Source organism: Endobacter medicaginis, from assembly GCF_014192375.1.
GTDB classification, from domain to species: Bacteria; Pseudomonadota; Alphaproteobacteria; order Acetobacterales; family Acetobacteraceae; genus Endobacter; species Endobacter medicaginis.
Genome location: NZ_JACHXV010000003.1, coordinates 357,802 through 379,788 on the forward strand (window position 1 = coordinate 357,802; position 21,987 = coordinate 379,788).

General features: G+C 68.0%; 18 protein-coding genes. 12 read left to right on the plus strand and 6 right to left on the minus strand.

From position 1 onward, the window contains the following. Window positions 1-15: 15 nt before the first annotated feature. From rpsK to FHR90_RS05660, 6 genes are all read left to right on the plus strand, one after another. A complete protein-coding gene (gene rpsK / locus FHR90_RS05635; RefSeq protein ID WP_176621569.1) occupies window positions 16-408 on the plus strand; it encodes a 30S ribosomal protein S11 in 393 nt (130 codons plus the stop codon). Window positions 409-563: 155 nt separating this feature from the next. Beyond that, a complete protein-coding gene (locus tag FHR90_RS05640) occupies window positions 564-1,583 on the plus strand; it encodes a DNA-directed RNA polymerase subunit alpha (protein ID WP_176621584.1) in 1,020 nt (339 codons plus the stop codon). Window positions 1,584-1,614: 31 nt separating this feature from the next. After that, a complete protein-coding gene (gene rplQ, locus FHR90_RS05645; RefSeq protein WP_176621570.1) occupies window positions 1,615-2,037 on the plus strand; it encodes a 50S ribosomal protein L17 in 423 nt (140 codons plus the stop codon). Window positions 2,038-2,242: 205 nt separating this feature from the next. Next, window positions 2,243-2,602, plus strand: coding sequence for a hypothetical protein (locus tag FHR90_RS05650; protein WP_183274895.1), 360 nt, complete (start codon window positions 2,243-2,245; stop codon window positions 2,600-2,602). Between the two features lie 68 nt (window positions 2,603-2,670). Then, window positions 2,671-5,997 (plus strand): transglutaminase family protein, encoded by a 3,327-nt coding sequence (locus FHR90_RS05655; protein ID WP_176621572.1) that lies wholly within the window; start codon window positions 2,671-2,673, stop codon window positions 5,995-5,997. A 183-nt stretch (window positions 5,998-6,180) separates the two neighbouring features. Next, window positions 6,181-7,053, plus strand: a complete 873-nt coding sequence (locus FHR90_RS05660; protein WP_176621573.1) for a slipin family protein — start codon at window positions 6,181-6,183, stop codon at window positions 7,051-7,053. On the opposite strand, the gene FHR90_RS05665 is transcribed toward FHR90_RS05660, so the two are convergent. Next, window positions 7,040-8,107 carry a zinc-binding metallopeptidase family protein gene (locus tag FHR90_RS05665; protein ID WP_176621574.1) on the minus strand — a complete coding sequence of 356 codons (1,068 nt, stop codon included), beginning with the start codon at window positions 8,105-8,107 and terminating at the stop codon, window positions 7,040-7,042. The two genes, FHR90_RS05660 and FHR90_RS05665, sit on opposite strands and share 14 nt — an antisense overlap. A 119-nt stretch (window positions 8,108-8,226) precedes the next feature. On the opposite strand from FHR90_RS05665, the gene FHR90_RS05670 reads away from it, so the two are divergent. Continuing rightward, window positions 8,227-8,478: a CsbD family protein gene (locus tag FHR90_RS05670; RefSeq protein ID WP_176621575.1), complete on the plus strand. Its 252-nt coding sequence runs from the start codon at window positions 8,227-8,229 to the stop codon at window positions 8,476-8,478. A 123-nt stretch (window positions 8,479-8,601) separates the two neighbouring features. Next, window positions 8,602-8,775 carry a DUF1328 domain-containing protein gene (locus tag FHR90_RS05675; protein ID WP_176621576.1) on the plus strand — a complete coding sequence of 58 codons (174 nt, stop codon included), beginning with the start codon at window positions 8,602-8,604 and terminating at the stop codon, window positions 8,773-8,775. A 64-nt stretch (window positions 8,776-8,839) separates the two neighbouring features. Here FHR90_RS05675 and FHR90_RS05680 read toward each other — a convergent pair whose 3' ends face one another. From FHR90_RS05680 to FHR90_RS05695, 4 genes are all read right to left on the minus strand, one after another. After that, on the minus strand, window positions 8,840-10,375 hold the full coding sequence (locus FHR90_RS05680; RefSeq protein WP_176621577.1) for an efflux transporter outer membrane subunit: 1,536 nt from the start codon (window positions 10,373-10,375) through the stop codon (window positions 8,840-8,842). Continuing rightward, window positions 10,372-13,665, minus strand: coding sequence for an efflux RND transporter permease subunit (locus tag FHR90_RS05685; protein ID WP_176621578.1), 3,294 nt, complete (start codon window positions 13,663-13,665; stop codon window positions 10,372-10,374). Before FHR90_RS05685 ends, FHR90_RS05680 begins: the two co-directional genes overlap by 4 nt. A gap of 210 nt (window positions 13,666-13,875) precedes the next feature. Next, window positions 13,876-17,043 carry an efflux RND transporter permease subunit gene (locus tag FHR90_RS05690; RefSeq protein ID WP_176621579.1) on the minus strand — a complete coding sequence of 1,056 codons (3,168 nt, stop codon included), beginning with the start codon at window positions 17,041-17,043 and terminating at the stop codon, window positions 13,876-13,878. 36 nt (window positions 17,044-17,079) lie between these two features. After that, window positions 17,080-18,378 (minus strand): efflux RND transporter periplasmic adaptor subunit, encoded by a 1,299-nt coding sequence (locus FHR90_RS05695; RefSeq protein WP_176621580.1) that lies wholly within the window; start codon window positions 18,376-18,378, stop codon window positions 17,080-17,082. Between the two features lie 323 nt (window positions 18,379-18,701). Here FHR90_RS05695 and FHR90_RS05700 point away from each other — a divergent pair, with 323 nt between their 5' ends. The 4 genes from FHR90_RS05700 to FHR90_RS05715 all read left to right on the plus strand — a co-directional run bounded on the left by FHR90_RS05700 (window position 18,702) and on the right by FHR90_RS05715 (window position 21,257). Beyond that, window positions 18,702-18,890, plus strand: coding sequence for a hypothetical protein (locus FHR90_RS05700; RefSeq protein WP_176621581.1), 189 nt, complete (start codon window positions 18,702-18,704; stop codon window positions 18,888-18,890). 75 nt (window positions 18,891-18,965) lie between these two features. After that, a complete protein-coding gene (locus tag FHR90_RS05705) occupies window positions 18,966-19,271 on the plus strand; it encodes a DUF883 family protein (RefSeq protein WP_176621582.1) in 306 nt (101 codons plus the stop codon). 111 nt (window positions 19,272-19,382) lie between these two features. Then, window positions 19,383-20,057 carry a ribonuclease HII gene (locus FHR90_RS05710; protein WP_183274903.1) on the plus strand — a complete coding sequence of 225 codons (675 nt, stop codon included), beginning with the start codon at window positions 19,383-19,385 and terminating at the stop codon, window positions 20,055-20,057. Between the two features lie 141 nt (window positions 20,058-20,198). Next, window positions 20,199-21,257, plus strand: a complete 1,059-nt coding sequence (locus FHR90_RS05715; RefSeq protein WP_183274904.1) for a site-specific DNA-methyltransferase — start codon at window positions 20,199-20,201, stop codon at window positions 21,255-21,257. Between the two features lie 54 nt (window positions 21,258-21,311). Here FHR90_RS05715 and FHR90_RS05720 read toward each other — a convergent pair whose 3' ends face one another. Beyond that, on the minus strand, window positions 21,312-21,884 hold the full coding sequence (locus FHR90_RS05720) for a glycosyltransferase family 61 protein (protein ID WP_176626898.1): 573 nt from the start codon (window positions 21,882-21,884) through the stop codon (window positions 21,312-21,314). Between the last annotated feature and the right edge of the window lie 103 nt (window positions 21,885-21,987).

Here is a 21,987-nt window from a genome sequence, read left to right on the forward strand (position 1 = left end):
GGCAGGATCGAAGACATGGCGAAGGCCGCCCCCGCGCGCGTTCGGAAGAAAGAGCGCAAGAACATCATCTCCGGCGTGGCGCATGTGCTGTCCACGTTCAACAACACGATGATCACCATCGCCGATGCCCAGGGCAACGCGATCGCCTGGTCGTCGGCCGGCGCGCAGGGCTTCAAGGGCTCGCGCAAGTCGACCCCCTATGCTGCGCAGGTCGCGGCCGAGGATGCGGGCCGCAAGGCGCGCGAGCACGGCATGGAGACGCTGGAGATCGAGGTCAGCGGCCCGGGTTCGGGGCGCGAGAGCGCGCTGCGCGCCCTGCAGGCGGTCGGCTTCTCGATCACCGCGATCCGCGACATGACGCCGATCCCGCACAATGGCTGCCGCCCGCGCAAGCGTCGCCGCGTCTGAGAGTTCGCCGCCCCACCCCACCGGGTGGGGTGGTTCGTTGGAATGAGCGTGCCCGCATCGGTTTTGATGGTGCGGGCTTCGGTGCCTGAGACGATCGGGCATGTTCGATGGGTGCCCCGGCGAGGGGCACATCGATGAATGAAGGGGCCACCACCTTGGTTCTCCAGAGAAACTGGCAGGCGCTGATCAAGCCGGAGAAGCTGGACGTCGAGCCGGGCACGGAGCCGCAGCGCACCGCGACCGTGGTCGCCGAGCCGCTGGAGCGCGGTTTCGGCATGACGCTCGGCAATGCGATCCGTCGCGTGCTGCTGTCCTCGCTGCAGGGTGCTGCGGTGACCGCGATCCAGATCGACGGCGTGCTGCATGAATTCAGCTCGATCGCCGGCGTGCGCGAGGACGTCACCGACATCGTGCTCAACGTCAAGCAGCTCGCGCTGCGCATGCATGGCGACGGCCCGAAGCGCATGATGCTGACCGCCACCGGCCCGGGCGAGGTCAAGGCGGGCCAGATCTCGGCCGGCCACGACATCGAGATCATGAACCCCGAGCTGGTGATCTGCACGCTCGATGACGGCGTGAAGTTCTCGATGGAGTTCACCGTCGATCTCAACAAGGGCTATGTGCCGGCCGCACAGAACCGTCCCGAGGACGCGCCGATCGGGCTGATTCCGGTCGATGCGATCTACTCGCCGGTGCGCCGCGTGTCCTACAAGGTCGAGCCGACCCGCGTGGGCCAGGTGACCGACTACGACAAGCTGCTGCTGAACGTCGAGACCAACGGCGCGATCACGCCGGAGGATGCGGTGGCGCTCGCCGCCCGCATCCTGCAGGACCAGCTGCAGCTGTTCATCAACTTTGACGAGCCGCGTGCGGCGCGGGCGGAAGAGGTGCAGGACGACCTGCCGTTCAACCGCAACCTGCTGCGCAAGGTCGACGAACTCGAGCTGTCGGTGCGTTCGGCGAACTGCCTCAAGAACGACAACATCGTCTATATCGGCGATCTCGTGCAGAAGACCGAGCAGGAGATGCTGCGCACGCCGAATTTCGGCCGCAAGTCGCTCAACGAGATCAAGGAAGTGCTCACTTCCATGGGGCTCCAGCTCGGCATGAACGTGCCGGCCTGGCCACCCGAGAACATCGAGGACCTGGCCAAGCGGCTCGACGAGCCGTTCTGAGCCGGCTGGCAGACAACAAGGAAAACTTCACATGCGTCACGGTATTGCCGGCCGTAAGCTCGGCGTCACCTCAACCCATCGCCTGGCGATGTTCCGCAACATGGCGGTGGCTCTCATCAAGCATGAGCAGATCACCACCACCCTGCCGAAGGCGAAGGAACTTCGCCCGGTGGCCGAGAAGCTGATCACGCTCGGCAAGCGCGGCGACCTGCATGCCCGTCGTCAGGCCTATGCGCAGCTCCGCGACGACACGATCGTGGCCAAGCTGTTCTCGACCATCGCCGAGCGCTACAAGGGCCGCCCGGGTGGCTACACCCGCGTCCTTCGTGCCGGCATGCGTCACGGCGACGCGGCCGACATGGCGGTGATCGAGCTGGTCGATCGTGACGTCCATGCCAAGGGCCTCGATTCGGGCCCGCGCCCGGAGCAGCACGAGGATCACGAGGCGGCCTGAACGGCGTCCCTGAAGTCCAGAGTGTTCTGAAACACTCCCGCGAGCCCGGCTTGCGGGAGTGTTTTCGTTTTCGGCCGTGGTGACCAGTTCGAAAACCGTTCGGCCTGACGTCCACGAGATCGCCGGCGACCCGATCGCCTGGAGATCAGGTCATCGGACATTACTGGCGCAGACAGGCGGCCAGTGCATTTGGCGGAGTTGGACCTTGGAACGACGGATCGGTGCCCCGCAGCGTAAGCGACCGCGGCGCGGGCGCGATGTGGCTGCGGTGGTGGCGATCATCGTCGTCGCATTGATGGGCGGGGCGCTGCTGATCGCCACACCGTTCCTGCTGTTCGTCGGGCTCGGCCATGGCGCGGGGGCGCTGGTGCTGAGGATCGGGGTGCCGTGGCTGGTGTTCGCACTGTGGTGCGGGGCGGTCGTGCTGCTGCTGCGCCGGGGGCGGGCGATCGTAGCGCTGGTGGTGGCGCTGGGGATGTTTGCAACTCTCGGCTGGATGAAGACACAACTGCTCGACGCGGCGCGTCTGGCGCACCCGGTCTCGGCTGCATCGCCGTCGAAATGATGATTGTCGCATCGGACGAAGGCTGACACGCTAGGGGCTCTGCCGTTGCCCCGAGGAGAGTGTTCCGCGTGCCGCTCCACGTCGCCCTTACGCACCGCACGTCCTACAAATATGCCCGCCCGATCGCGCTGGGTCCGCAGACGATCCGGCTGCGTCCCGCGCCGCAGTCGCGCACGCCGATCCTGTCCTATGCGCTCAAGATCAGCCCGCAGCCGCATTTCCTGAACTGGCAGCAGGATCCGCAGGGCAATTTCCTCGCCAGGGTGGTGTTTCCGGAGCGGGTGAGTTCGTTTGAGGTGACGGTCGATCTGACCGCCGACATGGCGACGATCAACCCGTTCGACTTCTTCCTCGAACCCGAGGCGGAGACGTTTCCGTTCGCCTACGATCCGGTGCTGACCGAGGAGCTCGCCCCGTTCCGCAAGATCGAGGCGCCGGGGCCGAAGCTCGCCGCCCTGATCGAGGAGGCGCGCGGGATCATCGCCAGCCGTACCGCAGCGGAGGCCAACGAACAGGGCGGTGCGCGCACCACGCCGCTGCTGGTGGCGTTCAACCAGATGCTGGCCGACCGCATCTCCTATGTGGTGCGCATGGAGCCGGGCGTATGGACGCCCGAGCAGACGCTGGGCGAGATGCGTGGCTCGTGCCGCGATTCAGGCTGGCTGCTGGTGCAGTTGCTGCGCCATCTCGGCTTCGCCGCCCGCTTCGTGTCGGGCTACCTGATCCAGCTCAAGGCGGATCAGGAATCACTCACCGGTCCATCCGGACCCACGGAAGACTTCACCGATCTGCACGCCTGGGCAGAGGTGTATCTGCCGGGCGCGGGCTGGGTGGGGCTGGATGCGACCTCCGGGCTGCTGACCGGCGAAGGGCATATCCCGCTTGCCGCCAGCCCCGAACCCGCCTCGGCGGCCGCGATCAGCGGCCTGCTGGAGCCGGTCGAGACGGAGTTCGGCTTCCATATGGGGGTGACGCGCGTGCATGAGACGCCGCGCACCACCAGGCCGATCGACGATGCGCAATGGGGCAGGCTGCTGGCCGCCGGCGACGCGGTGGAGACGCTGCTCACCGAGGGCGATGTGCGGCTGACCATGGGGGGTGAGCCGACCTTCATCGCCATGGCGGAGATGGACGCGCCGATCTGGAATTCCGAGGCCCTGGGTGGAGCGAAGCGGCATTACGCCGGTCGGCTGATCCGTGCCCTGCTGCCGGACTGGGCGCCGGGGGCGGCACTGCAATATGCCACCGGCAAGCACTATCCGGGCGAGCAGCTCCCGCGCTGGGCGATTCATGCGCATTTCCGCACCGATGGCGAGCCGGTCTGGAAGGACACCTCCCTGCTGGCGTCCGACGACGATACGCCCGGGGCGACCTACGAGGATGCGCATCGTTTCTCGGTCCTGCTGGCGGAAAAGCTCGGCGTCGATCCGAACCGCGTGCTGCCGGCCTATGAGGACACGCACTACCAGCTCTGGCGTGAATACAAGCTGCCGGCCAACGTGCTCGTGGAGGAATCGAAGCTCGCCGATCCCGCCGAGCGGGCGCGCCTCGCCCGTGTGTTCGGGCGTGGGTTGAGTGCGCCGGTCGGCGACGTGCTGCCGCTGCGGCGCTCGCTGATCGATGGCGAGCGCGTGTGGGAGACCGGGCGCTGGCAGCTCCGTTCCGACGTGCTGCTGCTGGTGCAGGGCGACAGCCCGATCGGCGTGCGCCTGCCGTTGCAATCGCTGCCCTGGGCGCCGCCGGAGGAGATCGAGGCGCTGTTCGAGGCCGATCCGCTGTCGCCGCGCGCCTCGCTGCCGGAACGCGAGGCGCTTGGTCTGCCGACACCCGCGCAGGACGATGACGGCGAGGACCCGGCGACGATGGTGCGCACCGCGCTCACCGTCGAGCCGCGCATGGGCTTCATCCATATCTTCCTGCCCCCCCTCTACGAGATCGAGGACTGGCTGGACCTCGTCGCCCGCATCGAGGCGGTCGCCGCCGAGACCGGGCTGAAGGTGTTCCTCGAAGGCTACACCCCGCCGCGCGATCCGCGCGTGACGTCGTTCTCCATCACCCCCGATCCCGGCGTGGTGGAGATCAACATCCACCCCGCCGCCTCCTGGCGCGACTGGGTGGACCGCACCTCGCAGCTCTACGACGCCGCCCACCGGCTCGGGCTGGGCGCGGAGAAGTTCATGCTCGACGGCCGCCATGTCGGCTCCGGCGGCGGCAATCACATGGTGATGGGGGCGACCACCCCCGCCGACAGCCCGTTCCTGCGCCGCCCCGACCTGCTGAAATCGCTGCTCGGCTTCTGGCACAATCACCCCAGCCTCTCGTATCTGTTCAGCGGCCTGTTCATCGGCCCGATGAGCCAGCATCCGCGCATCGACGAGGCGCGGATGGACGCAATCAGCGAACTCGAGATCGCCTTTGCCCAGATCGGGCCGAAGCTCGACACCCCGCCCTGGGCCGTCGACCGGCTGCTGCGCAACATCCTCGTCGACATGACCGGCAACACCCACCGCACCGAGTTCTGCATCGACAAGCTCTACTCGCCCGATTCGTCCTCCGGCCGCCTCGGCCTCGTCGAATACCGCGCCATGGAAATGCCGCCCGACCCGCGCATGGCCGCCGCCCAGGCGCTGCTGCTGCGCGCCGCCGTCGCCGCCTTCTGGACCACGCCCTACGAGCGCCGCCTGATCCGCTGGGGCACTCGCCTGCACGACCGCTTCATGCTGCCCCATTACGTCGCCCAGGACTTCCACGACCTGATCGAGGAACTCAACGCGCTGCTGCCCGCCGCCGCCCCTCTCGATCCGGCCTGGTTCGACGCCCAGATCGCCTTCCGCTTCCCGCATCTCGGTTCGGTCCGCGTCCACGGCATCGGTCTGTCGCTCGAACAGGCGCTCGAACCCTGGCACGTGCTCGGCGAGACCGCAGGGCTCGCCGGCATGATCCGTGCGGTCGACAACTCCGTCGAACGCCTCCAGGTCAGCGTCGAGAACTGGGAGGACAGCCGCTACATCCTCGCCTGCAACGGCTACGCCGTACCGCTGGCGAAGACCGATGACGAAGGCCGCTTCGTCGGCGGCGTCCGCTTCAAGGCCTGGCGCCCGGCCCAGGGCCTGCACCCGCTGCTCCCCGCCCAGACCCCGCTGGTGTTCGACATCTACGACCGCTGGACCGGCCGCTCGCTCGGCGGCCTTACCCATCACGCCGCCCATCCGGGCGGCCGCAACTACGAGACCTTCCCCGTCAACGCCAACGAGGCCGAAGCCCGCCGCCGCATCCGCTTCCAGCCCTTCGGCCATACCCCGGGCCCGATGGAGGAACCCAGGGTGGTCACCTCCCCCGAACACCCGCTCACCCTCGACCTCCGCCGCACCGGCTGGCCACACGCGTTCGCCTGACGCAAGGGGCGCCGCCCCCTGCACCCCCGGCAAAGGGCGCAGCCCTTTGCAATCCGCAACTTGAACATGACAAGGGGGATGGGCGCAGCCCATCCCCCTTGTCATGTTAATAACCGCAGGTGCAGGAGGCCGCGCCTCCTGCCGGGGTGCAGGGGCAGAGCCCCTGCGGTGGGGGAACGTGTGATGGCGATCATGCCGGTGAGGACGGTGAGTGCCGGGAGTGCGGTGCCGTCAGTGGCGTATATCTTCTCGGGGTTGCTGGTGGTGGCGGCCGTGCTGGTGGTGGGGGCCGGGCAGGGGCATCCGGTGTCGGTGGTGCTGGCGGCCGTTCTGGTGCTGGCGGCGATTGCGTTGCCGGCCTGGCTGAAGATGGTCGATCAGTGGCAGCGTGCGGTGGTGTTGCGGCTGGGTCGGTATCAGGGGCTGCGGGGGCCGGGACTGTTCTTTCTGATCCCGTTCTTCGAGACGATCGCGGTGCTGGTGGATGTGCGCATCCGCACCACCGAGATCCGGGCGGAGGAGGCGCTGACTCGCGATACGGTGTCGATCGCGATGGAGGCGATCGTGTTCTGGCAGGTGCGCGATCCGGCGAAGGCGGCGACCGAGGTCGAGAACTTCGTCGTGGCGGTGGAGCAGGTGGCGCAGACCTCGCTGCGCGAGATCATCGGGGCGCGGGACCTGAGCGCGCTGCTGACCGACCGGGCGGCGGCGGATGCGGAACTGCGCGCGGTGATCGCGCGCAAGACCGAGCGCTGGGGGGTGGAGGTCTCTTCGGTGGAGATCAAGGATATCGGCATCCCGCCCAACCTGCAGGATGCGATGAGCCGGCAGGCGCAGGCGGAGCGCGAGAAGCAGGCGCGCGAGACGCTGGCCTCGGCGGAGATCGTGGTGGCTCAGAAGGTGCGCGAGGCGGCGGCGATCTATGCGGCCGACCCGGTGGCGCTGAAGCTGCGGCAGATGAACCTGGTCTATGAGATGAACAAGGAGCGCGGCACCACGATCCTGATCCCGACCGAGCTGGCGGCAGCACTTGGTGGGGTGTTCACCCCGCCCTGACGAGGTCGTGGATGAAGGCGAGCTTGGCCTCTGCGGCGGGTGGGATGGCGAAGGGGTAGAGATCGGCCAGGCCCATCGAACGGTTGAGGCTGTTGAGCGCGAAGACCAGCGGAAGCCACTGGTCGAGGATTCGATGCATGTCGCCGATCCGGTAGGGGTCGCGGGTGTCGAGATCGGGCAGCGAGGTGTCGGGGTTGCCGGGGTGGATGCCGATGCCGAGCGCGAAGGCGGTCTCCAGCGTGTCCATGATGTGCAGGTAGTGGGCCCAGCTTTCGGCGAAGTCTTCCCAGGGGTGGGCGGAGGCGTAGGCGCTGATGAAATGGGCCGGCCAGTCCTGCCGCGGCCCTTCGGCATAGTAGCGGCGCAGGGCCTCGGCGTAGTCGGTGCGTTCGTCGCCAAACAGGGTGCGGAAGGCCTCGATCCGGCCGCCATGCTGGACGCGCTGCGCCCAGACCCAGTGGCCGATCTCGTGGCGGAAATGGCCCAGCAGCGTGCGATAGGGCTCGTTGAACTGGTGGCGGACCTGTTCGCGGATCGCGTCGGAGGCTTCGGCGGCGTTGATGGTGACGATGCCGCCGGCGTGGCCGGTGCGGATCTTCGGCTGGCCGACGACGGGGTGCAGCAGGTCGAATTCGAGGCGCGGGGTGTCGGGGTCGGCGGGGTCCGGCAGCGAGATGCCGAGACGAAGCATCGTGTAGAACAGGCGATGCTTGGCGATCTCCAGCTTGCGCCAGTCGTCGAGCGCGTCGGCGCGGGAGAGGTCGGGGATGATGCGGTTGGTCCGGCAGGCGGGGCAGAGCGCCCCGGCGGCGGTGCCCGACGCGGGCAGCATCCAGTTGCAGACGTGATGGATGCGGTTGGCGCAGAAACGCAATTCTCCCGTTTCGTATCGAGCCGGGGCGAGCCACAGCCAGTCGGCATCGTCGCCAGTGGGGTCGAGGGCGACGATGGTCAGCGCCTCGGGCAGGAAGCCGAGGGCGGCGCCACAGGCGGGGCAGGCTTCGGCCTCGAAATGCACCACCGACTGGCAGCGCGAACAGGTGAGCAGTTTCATGCGCCGTGCAGCATGCCGTGTTGTCGGAGCGGCGGCGAGAGGCAGATTTGCCGCAGCGTCGCGCATCCCGCCTGCCTGGCCGGCGTTGCATTGGCGACAACCAAACGGAGTGCGGGTCGATGGACAGCAACAAGGTCGAGGGTGCGGCGAAGGAGTTCGTCGGGCGGTTGCAGGATGGCGCCGGCGGGCTGCTGGGCGACACCGCGACGCAGGTCAAGGGCAAGGCGAACCAGGCGGCGGGACAGGCGCAGCAGGCCTATGGCGATGCGCTGGAACAGGTGCGCGACCTCACCGCGGATCAGCCGCTGGTGGCGCTGGCGGCGGCAGCCGGGCTCGGCTTCGTGCTGGGGGCGATCTTCGCGCGGCTGTGACAGGCGCGGTACGGATGACACAGGAATGACAGCGCGGACGGGCGACGGAAACCACGTTCGCAAAGGGGACGTTGAGCGTTGCATCGGGCAGGGACTGCCCGGAATTGAGGGAAAGCCAATCAGATGTTGAAACTTGCGCTGCTGTTCCTGGTGATCTCGATCATCGCCGGCATCTTCGGCTTCGGCGGGCTGTCGGCGGCGACGGCGGGTATCGCGAAGATCCTGTTCTTCATCTTCATCGTCGTGTTCCTGGTGTTCCTGGTGCTCGGGCTGATGGCCGGCAAGGCGGTCTTGTAACCGGGCAGATCGACGACGAAGAACACTGCGTCCGCCCCTCCACGGTCCGCCGTGGAGGGGTTTTTCATGGCTTCGGCAGGGCGCGGTCCCAGGGCAGGAGCGGGTTCTGTTCCATGGCGGCGCGGGCGGGGATCGCGCTGGCGTCCCAGCCGCCGCCGAGATTCTGGATCAGGGCGACGGAGCTGTTGAGCCGGTTGAGCTGCACCGAGATCACGCTCTGTGCATCCGACAGCGCGGTGGTCTGCGCGGTCAGCACGGTGGTGTAGGCCTGGGTGCCGGCGAAATATTCGTTGTTGGCGATGGTGAGCGCCTGGTTGGCGAGATCGACCGCCTGCTGGGCCGCGACGGCCTGGGCGGCGTAGATGCGCAGGTTGGAGAGATTGTCCTCCACGCCCTGCAACGCTTCCAGAACGGTCTCGCGATAGGTGGCGACGGCGGCTTCGTAGTTGGCGCGTGCCTGCTCGACGGCGGCCGAGCGCGCACCGCCGCTCCAGATCGTCTGGCTGGCGGTGGCGCCCAGCGTCCACAGTAGATGGGCGGCGTTGAAGATGCTGTGCAGCGGGTCGCCGGCGAAGCCGATCAGCGCGGACAGGTCCACCTGCGGATAGAAGGCGGCCTCCTGGGCGCCGATCAGCGCGTTTTCCTGTTGCACGGTGCGCTCGGCGGAGGCGATGTCGGGCCGGCGCTGCAGCAGGGTCGAGGGCAGCGCGACCGGCACCGCAGGGATGGTGTTGGTGAGCGTGCCGTGGGCCAGCGTCAGGGCGGCGGGCGGCTGGCCGGTGAGCACGGCGATGGCATGTTCATACTGGGCGCGGGCCGCCTGGACCTGGATCGCCGAGGCGCGGGCATTGGCGGCCTGGGTCTCGGCCTGCAGATAGTCGGAGGGTGCGGTGGTGCCGGCGCGATACTGGTTGCCGATGATCTTCGCCGACTGTTCGTAGGCGACGGCAGAGCGGGTCAGCAGGTCATAATTGGCATCCGCTGCGCGCAGCTCGAAATAATCCTCCGCCAGCGTCGCCTGATAGGACAGCCGCGCATTGGCGACGTCGGCCGCCGCGGCCTGGGCGGCGGCGCCCTGGGATTCGACCTGCCGGCGGATCTGACCCCAGATGTCGAGCGTCCATTTTGCCTGCGGCTCGAGCTGGTAGGAGGTCGAGTACCGGCTGCCGGAGATGTTGACCCCGCCGCCGGTGGCGGTGTTGGTCGTCACGTTGCTGCCGCGGCCGGTATACTGGCGCGTGTCGGCGGCGGTCGCCGACAGGGTGGGAAAGAAGCTCGCCCGGGCCGCGTCGATCGCCGCCGCCGCGGCACGGTACTGCGCCTGATAGCGGGCAAGGTTCTGGTTGTTGAGGTCGACCTGCGCTTCCAGCGCGTCCAGCACCGGATCGTTGTAGATGCGCCACCATTCGCCCTTGGGCGCGGTGGCGGCGGCCGGATCGGCGCGCACCCAGCCGGGGGCGGGGACGAGTTCCTTGTACTGCGGCGGCAGCAGGGCGACGGGGCGGCGGTAGTCGGGGCCGACGGAGCAACCGGCCAGGGTCGTGGACACGGTCGCGGCCAGCGTGGTCAGGAGAGCGGCCTGTCGGGAAATTCGGGTCATGTCCGTCCGCTTACTCGATTTGGGTGCCACAGAGGAGTGCGCAGGCGCAGGCGCAGCCGGTCCAGCATCAGATAGACCACCGGCGTGGTGTAGAGGGTGAGCGCCTGGCTGACGGCGAGACCGCCGATCACCGAGATGCCCAGCGGCCGGCGCAGCTCGGCGCCGTAGCCGGAGGCGAGCACCAGCGGCACCGCGCCGAGGGCGGCGGCGAAGGTGGTCATCATGATGGGCCGGAAGCGCAGCGCGCAGGCGCGGGTGATGGCCTCGAGCGGGGTGAGGTGGTCCTCGCGCTCGGCGACGATGGCGAAATCGACCAGCATGATGGCGTTCTTCTTGACGATGCCGATCAGCAGGATGACGCCGATCATCGCGATCAGCGAGAACTCGGTGTTGAAGATGTCCAGCGCGAGCAGGGCGCCCACCCCGGCCGAGGGCAGGGTGGAGAGGATGGTCAGCGGGTGGATGGTGCTCTCGTAGAGCACGCCGAGCACGACATAGATCGCGAACAGCGCCGCGGCGATCAGGATCGGCTCGTTGCTGACCGTGGACTGGAACAGCTTGGCGTTGCCGGCGAATTCGCCATGGATCTCGGCCGGCATGTGCAGCGCGACCATCGTCTCGCCCAGCGCGCGTGTCGCCGCACTCAGCGAGCCGCCGGGGGGCAGGTTGAACGACAGGGTGGCGGCGACGAACTCGCTGTCGTGGTTGACCGCCAGCGGCGTGGTGACGGGAACCAGCCGCGCGACGGCCGACAGCGGCACCATGGTCTCGGCAGTCGCACTGACCGCCGCGCCCGACGAGGTGCCGCGACCGTTGGCCAGCCCGTTGTTGATCGCGTTCTTCAGCGAACTCTGGTTGATCGATGCCGCAGCGCTCGCCGAGGACGAGGTGGCGGTGGAGGGCGAGGTGGTGGCGATGGTGTTGGACGAGGTCGCCCCCGAGGTGCTGCCGCCGGAGGTGCTGACCCACATCTGCGCGAGGATCGAAGGGTCCTGCCAGAAGCGCGGCGCGGCCTCCATCACCACATGATACTGGTTGAGCGTGTTGTAGATGGTCGAGGCCGAGCGCTGGCCGAACGCGTCATAGAGCGTGTTGGCGATGAGCTGCGGGGTGATGGAAAGCCGCGAGGCGGAATCGCGGTCGATCTCGACCTGCATCGCCTGGCCACCCTGCTGGACGTCGGAGTTCACGTCCGTCATCTCCGGGCGTGACTGCAGGGCTGCGACCAGGATCGGCGTCCAGTGGTAGAGCAGCTCGGCATCGTCGGCCTGCAGCGTGTACTGGTAGTTGGCGTTGGACTGGCGGCCGCCGGCGCGCAGATCACCCGGCATGAAGAAGAAGATGCGCACGCCGACGAGATCGGCGAGCTTGGCCTCGATGCGCTGGATCACCACATCGCCGGGCGGGCGCTGGCCCTTGGGGACGAGCTGGACGAAGACCTGCGCGGTGTTGGTGCCGCGTCCGCCGGTGAAGCCGACCACGGTCTGCACGGCGGGATCGGCCTTGAGCACGCGCTGGATCTGCACCAGCCGCTTGCTCATGTTCTGAAACGAGATGGTCTGCTCGCCCTGGGCGCGCCCCATCAGCATGCCGTCATCCTGGGTCGGGAAGAAGCCTTTCGGGATCTGGATGAACAGGATGACGGTCAGTGCGATGGTCAGCGGGAGGGTGGACAGCGTCAGCCATGGGTGCGCGAGCGCGATCGCGAGCGTGCGGGTGTAGAACGCCGCCATCGCATCGAACATGCCGGCCGCGCGATGGGCGAGGCGGGTGGGCCAGGGATGGCGCCCTGCATCCGCGCGCATCTCCTCGGGCTGGCGCATCAGCAGCGCGCACATGCAGGGCGTGACGGTGAGTGCGACGACCAGCGAGACGAGGATGGTGATGGTGAGGGTGACGGCGAATTCACGGAACAGCCGCCCCACGATGCCGCCCATCAGCAGGATCGGCAGGAACACCGCCACCAGCGACAGGGTGATCGACAGCACCGTGAAGCCGACCTCTCCGGCGCCGATCAGGGCGGCGGAGCGGCGGTCGGCACCGTTCTCGATGTGGCGGGCGATGTTCTCCATCACCACGATCGCGTCGTCGACGACGAAGCCGGTGGCGATGGTCAGCGCCATCAGCGACAGATTGTCGAGGCTGTAGCCCAGCCACCACATCGCGCCGAAGGTGGCGATGATCGAGGTGGGCACGGCGACGGCGGGGATCAGCGTCGCACGCGCGTCGCGCAGGAACACGAACACCACGCCGATCACCAGCAGCACGGCGATGAACAACGTCAGCTCGGTGTCGTGCAGCGAGGCGCGGATGGTGACCGAGCGGTCGATCGCGACATGCACGGCGATGTCGCCCGGCATCGCCGCGCGGATGGCGGGCAGCTCGGCGTTGATCTGGTCGATGGTCTTGACGATGTTGGCGTCCGGCTGCGGAAAAACCAGCACGATCACCGATTTCTGGCCGTTGAAGAACCCGGCGTTGCGCAGGTCCTCGACCGAGTTCGACACGTCGGCGACGTCGCGCAGGCGCACGGCGTTGCCATTGCGGTAGGCGATGACGAGGTCGCGGTAGTCCTGTGCCTTTCGGGCCTGGTCGTTGAGGTCCAGCTGGTAGCGGTGGTCGGGCGTATCGATGAAGCCCTTGGGCGAGTTGGCGTTGGCGTTGGCGATCGCGGCGCGCACGTCCTCGAAGCCGATGCCGTAGCGAAACAGCGGCAGCGGGTCGATCTCGACGCGCACGGCGGGCAGCGCGGAGCCGCCCACCTCGGCATTGCCGACCCCGGTGACCTGGCTGAGCTTCTGCTGGATGACGTTGGTGGCGGCATCATACAGCGCCGGCATGTCGCGGGTCTGTGAGGTCAGTGCGAGGATCATGATCGGCCGGCCGGCCGGGTTGAACTTGAAATAGCTCGGGTTGGAGCGCAGCGAGCTCGGCAGGTCGGCACGCGCGGCCTGGATCGCCGCCTCGACGTCGTTGGCGGCCGAGTTGATGTTGCGCGACAGGTCGAACTGGACGGTGATGCGGGTGACGTTCTGCTGGCTGGTGGAGGTGAGCTCGGTCACGCCGGCGATCTGGCCGAGATGGCGCTCGAGCGGGGCAGCGACGGAGGAGGCGACCTCCTGCGGCGTGCCGCCGGGCTGCTGCGCCTGCACCTCGATGGTGGGCATGTCCACCTGCGGCAGCGGCGCGACCGGCAGACGCACATAGGCGAACGCACCGGCCAGCAGCATCGCGATGGTGATCAGCGTGGTCGCCACCGGGCGGCGGATGAAAGGCGCGGAAATGTTCACGCGTTTGAGCCCGCCGTGGACTGCACGTGGGACGGCCATCTGGCGCGCGTTTTCGGCGCTTCGCTGCTCACGGCCATCCAGGCCGCTGCGCTGCGATGCTCGAAAGCCTCACGCCATCTGACCATCCCACGCACAGTCCACGACAGGCTCGACCGAGATGGATTGTGGGTGGGGAGGCCGGATCGCGTGCGCCCGTTATGGGGCGGGCGTTCAGGCATTGGGCTGGGGGGCGGTGGACCGGGCGCTGCCGTCGAAGCGGCGCTTCACCCAGGCGGCGAGGCCGTCGAGATACAGGTAGATCACCGGGGTGGTGAACAGGGTCAGCAACTGGCTGACGGCGAGGCCGCCGACGATGGCGATGCCCAACGGGCGGCGCAGCTCCGAGCCGGTGCCGCTGCCCAGCATCAGCGGCAGCGCGCCGAGCATCGCGGCCAGCGTGGTCATCAGGATCGGCCGGAAGCGCAGCAGGGCGGCCTGGCGGATGGCGGCCAGCGGGGCGAGGCCCTGTTCGCGTTCGGCCTCGAGCGCGAAGTCGATCATCATGATCGCGTTCTTCTTGACGATGCCGATCAGCAGCACGATGCCGATGATGCCCATCACGTCGAGATCGGCCCCCGCGATCATCAGCGCCAGCAGCGCGCCCACCCCGGCCGAGGGCAGGGTGGAGAGGATGGTGACCGGGTGGATGAAGCTCTCGTAGAGCACGCCGAGCACGATGTAGACGGCGATCAGCGCGGCCAGCACCAGGAACAGCTCGTTGCCGAGCGAGGTCTGGAAGGCGGCCGCGGTGCCCTGGAAGGCGGTCTCGAAACTGGCCGGCAGGCCGAGCGATTTCTCCGCCCAAGTGATGGCGTTGACCGCGTCGCCGAGCGACACGCCGGGGGCGAGGTTGAACGAGATGGTGGTGGCCGGAAACTCGCCCAGATGGTCGACCACCAGCGGCGCGGCGCGGACATCCATCTTGGCCACCGCCGACAGCGGCACCAGCCCGCCGGTCGGCTGGCGGGCAGCCCCCTGCTGCTGGGTGGAGACCGAGCTGTTGCCGGGCAGATAGAGCCTGTCGAGCCCGTCCAGACTCCGGCCGAGCGAGGGGTCGGCCTCGAGCACGATCCGGTAGACCGCCGTCTGGGTATAGACGTTGGAGATCTGGCGCTGGCCGAAGCTGTCGTAGAGCAGGTTGTCGACGGTGGTCGGCGTGATGGAGAAGCGCGCCGCGGTGGCGCGGTCGATGGTGAGATACGCCTCGAGCCCGTTCGCCTGCAGATCGGAGGCGACGTCGGCGAGTTCGGGCAGGGTTTCGAGCTTCTGGGTGACCTTCGGCACCCAGGTGGTGAAGTCGTTGTAGTTCGGGGTTTCCAGCACGAACTGGTACTGGGTCGCCGACACGCGGGTGTCGAGGCTGAGATCCTGCACCGGCTGCGCATAGAGACGGATGCCGGGGATGTCGGCGGTCTCGGCGGTCAGCCGGCGGGTGATGTCGGCGGCCGACAGCGAGCGGCTGTCATGGGCGCGCAGGTTGATGAGGAAGCGACCCTGGTTGAGCGTGGGGTTCTGGCCGTCGACGCCGATGAACGAGGACAGGCTGACGACATCCGGATCCTTGAGGATCGCGCGGGCCAGTTCCACCTGATGCGTCTTCATCGCCGCGAGCGAGGTGGATTGCGCGGCCACACTCACGCCCTGGATGATCCCGGTGTCCTGGACGGGAAAGAAGCCCTTGGGAATGAGAACGGCGAGCAGCACGGTGAGGGCGGTGGTGGCGACTGCCACCATCAGCGTGACGAAGCGCCAGCGCAGCACCACGTCGAGCGCGCGCCCGTAGCGTGCGATGGTGCCCTCGATCAGCCGCTCGCTCCAGCCGAACCAGCGCTGCATGCGGCCATGCGTCTGGGTCGGGTCATGCTCGGCGAGGATGCGCGCGCACATCATCGGCACCAGGGTGAGCGAGACGACCGCCGAGATCACGATGGTGATGGCGAGCGTGATGGCGAATTCGTGGAACAGCCGGCCGACCACGTCGCCCATGAACAGCAGCGGGATCAGCACCGCGATCAGCGACACGGTGAGCGAGACGATGGTGAAGCCGATCTCGCCGGCGCCGACCATCGCCGCCTCCATGCGCGATTTTCCCATCTCGATATGGCGGGCGATGTTCTCGATCATCACGATGGCGTCGTCGACGACGAAGCCGGTGGCGATGGTCAGCGCCATCAGCGACAGGTTGTCGATCGAGAAACCGAGCAGATACATCGCCGCCAGCGTGCCGATCAGCGACAGCGGCACCGACAGCGACGGGATCAGCGTCGCGGGGATGTTGCGCAGGAAGAAGAAGATCACCGCCACGACGAGGATCACGGCGAGGGTGAGCTCGAACTCCACATCGGCGACGGAGGCGCGGATGGTGGTGGTGCGGTCGGTGAGCGGGGTGATCTCGATGCCGGCGGGCAGGGTCTTCTGCAACAGCGGCAGCTCGTGGCGGATGTTGTCGACCACGGCGATGACGTTCGCACCCGGCTGACGCTGCACGTTGAGGATCAGCGCCGGGGTGAGGTTGGCCCAGGCGGCGAGCTGGGTGTTCTCGGGGGCGGTGTCGACATGGCCGATGTCGCGGATGCGGATCGGGCCGCCATTGCGATAGGCGATGACCTGGTTGTTGAGTTGCTCGATCTTCGTGATCTGGCCATCGACATTGAGCGATGTCGAGCGCAGCGGACCGTCGAAGGTGCCGGTCGGCGAGTTGACGTTGACGTTGCTGATCGTCGTGCGCAGGTCGTCCATCGACAGGCCGAATGAGGTGAGCGCGGGTACGTTGACCCGCACGCGGATCGCCTTGGTGTTGCCACCGGAGATCGACACCAGCCCGACGCCCGAAATCTGGCTGAGCTTCTGCGCCACGCGCGTGTTGATCAGATCCTGCACCTCGACCAGCTTCATGGTGGATGAGGTGATGCCGAGCGTGAGGATCGGCGTGTCGGCCGGGTTGACCTTGCTGTAGATCGGCGGTGCGGGCAGGTCCGACGGCAGCAGGGAGGCGGTGGCGTTGATCGCCGCCTGCACCTGCTGCTCGGCGACATCCATGCTGAAATCGAGGCCGAAGCGCAGCGTGATGACCGACGCACCGCCGGAGGAATAGGACGACATCTGGTCGAGCCCGGGCATCTGGCCGAGCTGGGTCTCCAGCGGGGCGGTCACCGAGGTGGTCATCACCTCGGGGCTCGCGCCGGGATAGAAGGTCTGCACCTCGATGGTCGGATATTCGACCTGCGGCAGGGCGGCGACGGGCAGGAAATGATAGCCCAGTGCGCCGACCAGCAGGATCGACAGCATCAGCAGCGTGGTGGCGATCGGTCGCAGGATGAAGAGGCGCGAGATGTTCATCGGTCGTCCGGGCTGGTCGGCGGGAGCGTGTGTCGATCAGTTCGGCTGCTGGTCGCCGCCGCTGCGGTGGCGGTGGCCGGTGTGGTGCTGCTGGGCGTTGGGGTCGGCGGCCTTCGGTGCGGCGGGGATGGTGATCTTCGTCCCGGCGCGCAGATGGTCGGTGCCGTCGGTCACGACCCGGTCGCCGCTCGCGAGCCCTGATGCGATCACCGTGTTGCCCGCGCCGCTGGGGCCGGTGGTGACGTCGCGGATCTCGATCGTGTCGTCAGGCTTGATGAGATAGACGAACAGCCCCGACGGCCCGGTCTGGACCGCCGAGGTCGGCACCAGCAGCACGTCGTGCAGCGTGTCGAGCAGCAGATGCGCATTGGCGAAGGCCGAGGGGAACAGCTTCTCGTCGGTATTGGGGAACATCGCGCGCAGCTTGACCGTGCCGGTGGTGGTGTCGACCTGGGTGTCGACATTGCTGACCGCGCCGTCGGTGGCGATGGCCGCGGTGTCGGCGGCGTTGTAGGCGGAGACCGGCAGGGTCGCCCCCGCGCCGAGCCGCGACATCAGCGTCGGGATGTTGCTCTGCGGGATGGCGAAGATCAGCGACATCGGCTTGAGCTGGGTCTCGATCACCAGACCGTTGGTGTCGCCGGCGGTGATGTAGTTGCCCAGGTCCACCTGGCGCAGGCCGACACGGCCGTCGACGGGCGCGCGGATATGGCAGTAGTCGAGATTGGTCTGAGCCTGGGCGACCTGGCCGAGATCGTAGCGCACCGCGCCCTGATATTGCTGCACGGTGTAGGTCTGGTCGTCGATGGTCTGCTGCTGGATCGATTTCTGCCGCCCGAGGAGCTGATAGCGCGCGAGGTCGACCTGCGCCTGCTTGAGCGAGGCCTGGTCCTTGGCGAGCGTGCCCTGGGCCTGCTCGAGGGCGGCCTGGTAGAGCCGCGGGTCGATCTCGGCGAGGATGTCGCCGCGCTTCACCTCCTGGCCCTCGGTGAAGTTGATCTTCACCAGATAGCCCGAGATCAGCGAACGCACCGTGACGGTGGCGAGCGGGGTCACGGTGGCGATCTGGGTGATCTCGATCGGCATGTCGCCGAGCTTCGCGGTGTCGGCGGTGACCGGCTGGGGCTGGTCGGGGTTCTGGCCGCCATTGCGGTGCCAGCCACCACCACCACCGGCCTGCTGTCCGGGCGCCGGCGTGCCGGCACGGCGATGCAGCAGCGCGTAGGCAATCAGCAGCACGATGACGATGAGCAGCGCCCAGAGCCACCAGCGCCGCCGCCGCGGTGGCGGGCTGGGCGCACCGGAGGCGGGCGGCACGGTGGGGCGGTCGTCCATCGGGTCAGCGGGCTCCGGCAATTCGAGGTTCGGGCACGCAGCCCGGGCGCCCGGGCTGCGTCATATTTCAACTTATAGGTCGGATTCGTCAGCGGGGGAGTAAGGCGGGGCCGGGGATGAAAAGCAAATTGCGAACCGTTCATCTTTCGTAACCAACCGGATCTGATCGGCCACGGGTCGAGCCACTGTTCCTGGAACGAAACATGATCGAACTTCAGACCGCGTGTGAACACAGATGCGTGAGACGATGATGGCAGGATTGTGGCAGGGGAGGGCGACCGGTATCTTCTTACCTGACGAGACCAGAGAGACAGGAACCGGCGATGGCGATCTTTCGCAAGCTGTTCGAGCTCGAGCGGGCTGCACTGCGCGAGCAGCTCCGGGCGGAGCGCGCCGTCGTCGCGCTGACGGCGACGACCGTGCCGCCGGCCTATGTGTCGAGCGCCCGCGAGCGCATCAGCCAGACGCTGCCGGCCTGCCCCGGTATCTGGGCGCTGCGCTCGCCGATCTGAGGCGTTCGGGAACCGCGGCGCGCAGATCGTGTTGAGACCCGCAACGAGGTCAGCCAATCACGACGGGAGCCGGCAATGAGCGAGGCGAAGATCAGCGGGACGGAAATCGAGGGTGCGGTGCAGGATGTCGCCGGCCAGGTGAAGGATGCCATCGGCGGCATCACCGGTGATGCCGAAACACAGGCCGAGGGCAAGGCGGACGAGACCATCGGGACCATCAAGCGCGAATTCGGCGGTGTCGCCGACGATGTCATCGGCGGGACGCAGGACACGCTGGAGACGCTGACCGATCTGGTGCGTGACAATCCGCTGCCGGCGCTGGGCATCGCGGCGGCATTCGGCTTCCTGGTCGGCGCAATCCTGATCCCATCGCGCAAATAGCCCTTTCGGGGGCGCTTGCCGCCCCCGCCTGCTGTCTGCTTCGCTCCCGATCCGGGCCGGCATCTGTGCCGAGTCGCGGATCGGGAGTTTCCGTGTTTGGCGGGTCGGGTTGTGCCTCGGGCGAAGGCGCCGGATTTCCGGCGCGAGCGCGCACTGGGTGGGCGTGTCGCCGGCGTGGACGAGGCCGGGCGCGGACCGCTGGCCGGGCCGGTGGTGGCGGCGGCGGTGGTGTTCGATCCGGCGGTGCTGCGGCGCGGCGTGCCGCGCGCGCTGGCGGCGGTGGTCGACGATTCGAAGAAGCTGAGCGCCGAGGCGCGTGCCCTGGCCTTTGAGGCGCTGCGCTCGACGGCGGGCGTGGAGATCGGCATCGGCGCGGCTTCGGTGACCGAGATCGGGCGCATCAACATTCTCCAGGCCAGCCTGCTGGCGATGCGCCGGGCGGTCGCACGGTTGCCGGCACCGCCCGGCTTCGTGCTGGTCGATGGCGACCGGGTGCCGCCTTCGCTGCCATGTGCGGGTCAGGCGGTGATCGGCGGCGACGGGCTGTGCCTGTCGATCGCCGCCGCCTCGATCGTCGCCAAGGTGGTGCGCGACCGGGCGATGTGGCGTCTGTCGCAGCGGCATGGCGGCTATGGCTGGGAGCGCAATGCCGGCTATGCGACCGCGGATCACCGGCTCGCACTGCATGCGCTCGGCCCGACGCGACATCACCGCACCGGATTCGGCACCGTCAGGCAGCTCTGCCTGTTCGCGCCGGCGGGGGAGTGCGTCGACGTCGCCGGTTGACCCGGTCACGGCGGGTTCGTCACCATGCGGCCGATTCGCGCGACCCAGCGCATCGCTGCGTGACCCGAGAGGCCGACCCTGAAATTGGACCATTCGCGCGACCTGCCGCTCGATCAGGTGCTGCTGGGCGACTGCGTCGAGATGATGCAGATGCTGCCCTCGGGATCGATCGACTGCGTCTTCGCCGATCCGCCCTACAACCTTCAGTTGCGTGGCGAGCTGCGCCGGCCGGATGACAGCCTGGTCGACGGGGTGGATGACGAGTGGGACAAGTTCGGCGATTTCGACGCCTATGACCGCTTCACCCGGGCCTGGCTGGGCGAGGCGCGACGGCTGCTGGCCAAGGACGGCACGATCTGGGTGATCGGCTCGTATCACAACATCTTCCGCATCGGCGCGATCCTGCAGGACCTGGGGTTCTGGATCCTCAACGACGTGATCTGGCGCAAGTCGAACCCGATGCCGAACTTCCGCGGCCGGCGCTTCACCAACGCGCACGAGACGATGATCTGGGCGGCGCGCAGCCCGCAGAGCCGCTACCGGTTCAATTACCAGGCGATGAAATCGCTCAATGACGACATCCAGATGCGCAGCGACTGGCTGCTGCCGCTGTGCACGGGCGGCGAGCGGCTGCGCAACGATCACGGGCTGAAGCTGCATCCGACCCAGAAGCCGGAGGCGCTGCTGCACCGGGTGCTGCTCGCCTCCACCCTGCCGGACGACGTGATCCTCGATCCGTTTCTAGGCACCGGCACCACGGCCGCCGTGGCGCGCCGGCTGCGGCGCTTCTTCATCGGCATCGAGCGCCATCCCGCCTATGCGGAAGCGGCGATCGGGCGGGTGCGGCGCGAGCGGCCGGTGCCGCTGGAGTCGGTCGCCACCAGCCCCGGCAGGCGCGATGCGCCGAGAATCGCCTTCGGCAGCCTGGTCGAGCGTGGCCTGATCGCAGCCGGCACGGTGCTGACCGACCGCAACCGCCGCGTGCAGGCGGTGGTGACCCCGGACGGCTCGCTCAACGCGGGGGCACTGCGCGGCTCGATCCATCAGGTGGGCGCGGGGCTGACCAACGCGCCGTCGTGCAACGGCTGGACGTTCTGGCATTTCGAGCGCGACGGCGCGCTCGTCGCCCTCGACGTTCTCCGCGCCGCGGCGCTCGCCGAGCTCTCACCGCCCCCGGGGCCGAGGCCACTGCCGGGCTGAGCATGGCCTGCTGAAACGGTTGCGGGCGGGGCCGCCTGTCATCAGCGGCGGCTCTCAGAGACGGTCCGGATCGACCGTCCAGGGGGCGTGCACGTCGCCCGGATGCCCGACGGGTTCGTGGCCGAGCACGATGCGCAGCGGGCGGCGCTGGCGATGGCAGAAAAACATTTCCGAAAAATGCAGCAGTCTCGGTGAGACGAGCAGCGTGATTTCTGCCTCTGCGTGACAGAAGGCGAGGTTGAACATGTTGCTGCCCGAGCAGCCGGCGATCGCCCCCGCGCGGGCGAAGAGCGCGATCTGCTGCGCCAGCGGCAGGGTTTCGGGATAGATCACCTGGTAGCCGCGGTCGCGGAAGATGGCTTCGACCGCGGCCTCGTTGAGCAGCTTGCGGTTGGGCATGCGCAGGCGGGAGACGTACAGGCGCAGGGCGGGGTCAGGTCCGGTGCCCGTCGCATCGGGGACGATGCGGGAGCGCAGCGCATCCCACAGCATGTCGGCGGCGGGGCTGGTGTAGTGCTGGATCTGCATCGATTTCGACGCGACGATCAACTCGCGCAGCAGGAGTGGTCGGTCGAAGGCGTGGCCGCCGAGGACAGGCAGATCGAGGGCTGCGAGTGGCGTGTGCATGAACGGCCTCCTCCGCCCCACGGTTGTTTGAGACACTCCGTTAGCGGACGGTCTCCGCCTCAGGGGTGAGGACGATGACGACGAACACGGGAACGATTGCCGG

What these genes read in the sequence shown, in the direction of transcription:
- rplQ (WP_176621570.1), top strand. Translation starts at nt 1,615, where the DNA reads ATGCGTCACGGTATTGCCGGCCGTAAGCTCGGCGTCACCTCAACCCAT.
- FHR90_RS05715 (WP_183274904.1), top strand. Translation starts at nt 20,199, where the DNA reads ATGATGCAGATGCTGCCCTCGGGATCGATCGACTGCGTCTTCGCCGAT.
- FHR90_RS05665 (WP_176621574.1), bottom strand. Translation starts at nt 8,107, where the DNA reads ATGAAACTGCTCACCTGTTCGCGCTGCCAGTCGGTGGTGCATTTCGAG.
- FHR90_RS05700 (WP_176621581.1), top strand. Translation starts at nt 18,702, where the DNA reads ATGGCGATCTTTCGCAAGCTGTTCGAGCTCGAGCGGGCTGCACTGCGC.
- FHR90_RS05675 (WP_176621576.1), top strand. Translation starts at nt 8,602, where the DNA reads ATGTTGAAACTTGCGCTGCTGTTCCTGGTGATCTCGATCATCGCCGGC.
- FHR90_RS05720 (WP_176626898.1), bottom strand. Translation starts at nt 21,884, where the DNA reads ATGCACACGCCACTCGCAGCCCTCGATCTGCCTGTCCTCGGCGGCCAC.
- FHR90_RS05660 (WP_176621573.1), top strand. Translation starts at nt 6,181, where the DNA reads ATGGCGATCATGCCGGTGAGGACGGTGAGTGCCGGGAGTGCGGTGCCG.
- FHR90_RS05680 (WP_176621577.1), bottom strand. Translation starts at nt 10,375, where the DNA reads ATGACCCGAATTTCCCGACAGGCCGCTCTCCTGACCACGCTGGCCGCG.
- FHR90_RS05705 (WP_176621582.1), top strand. Translation starts at nt 18,966, where the DNA reads ATGAGCGAGGCGAAGATCAGCGGGACGGAAATCGAGGGTGCGGTGCAG.
- FHR90_RS05695 (WP_176621580.1), bottom strand. Translation starts at nt 18,378, where the DNA reads ATGGACGACCGCCCCACCGTGCCGCCCGCCTCCGGTGCGCCCAGCCCG.
- rpsK (WP_176621569.1), top strand. Translation starts at nt 16, where the DNA reads ATGGCGAAGGCCGCCCCCGCGCGCGTTCGGAAGAAAGAGCGCAAGAAC.
- FHR90_RS05670 (WP_176621575.1), top strand. Translation starts at nt 8,227, where the DNA reads ATGGACAGCAACAAGGTCGAGGGTGCGGCGAAGGAGTTCGTCGGGCGG.
- FHR90_RS05690 (WP_176621579.1), bottom strand. Translation starts at nt 17,043, where the DNA reads ATGAACATCTCGCGCCTCTTCATCCTGCGACCGATCGCCACCACGCTG.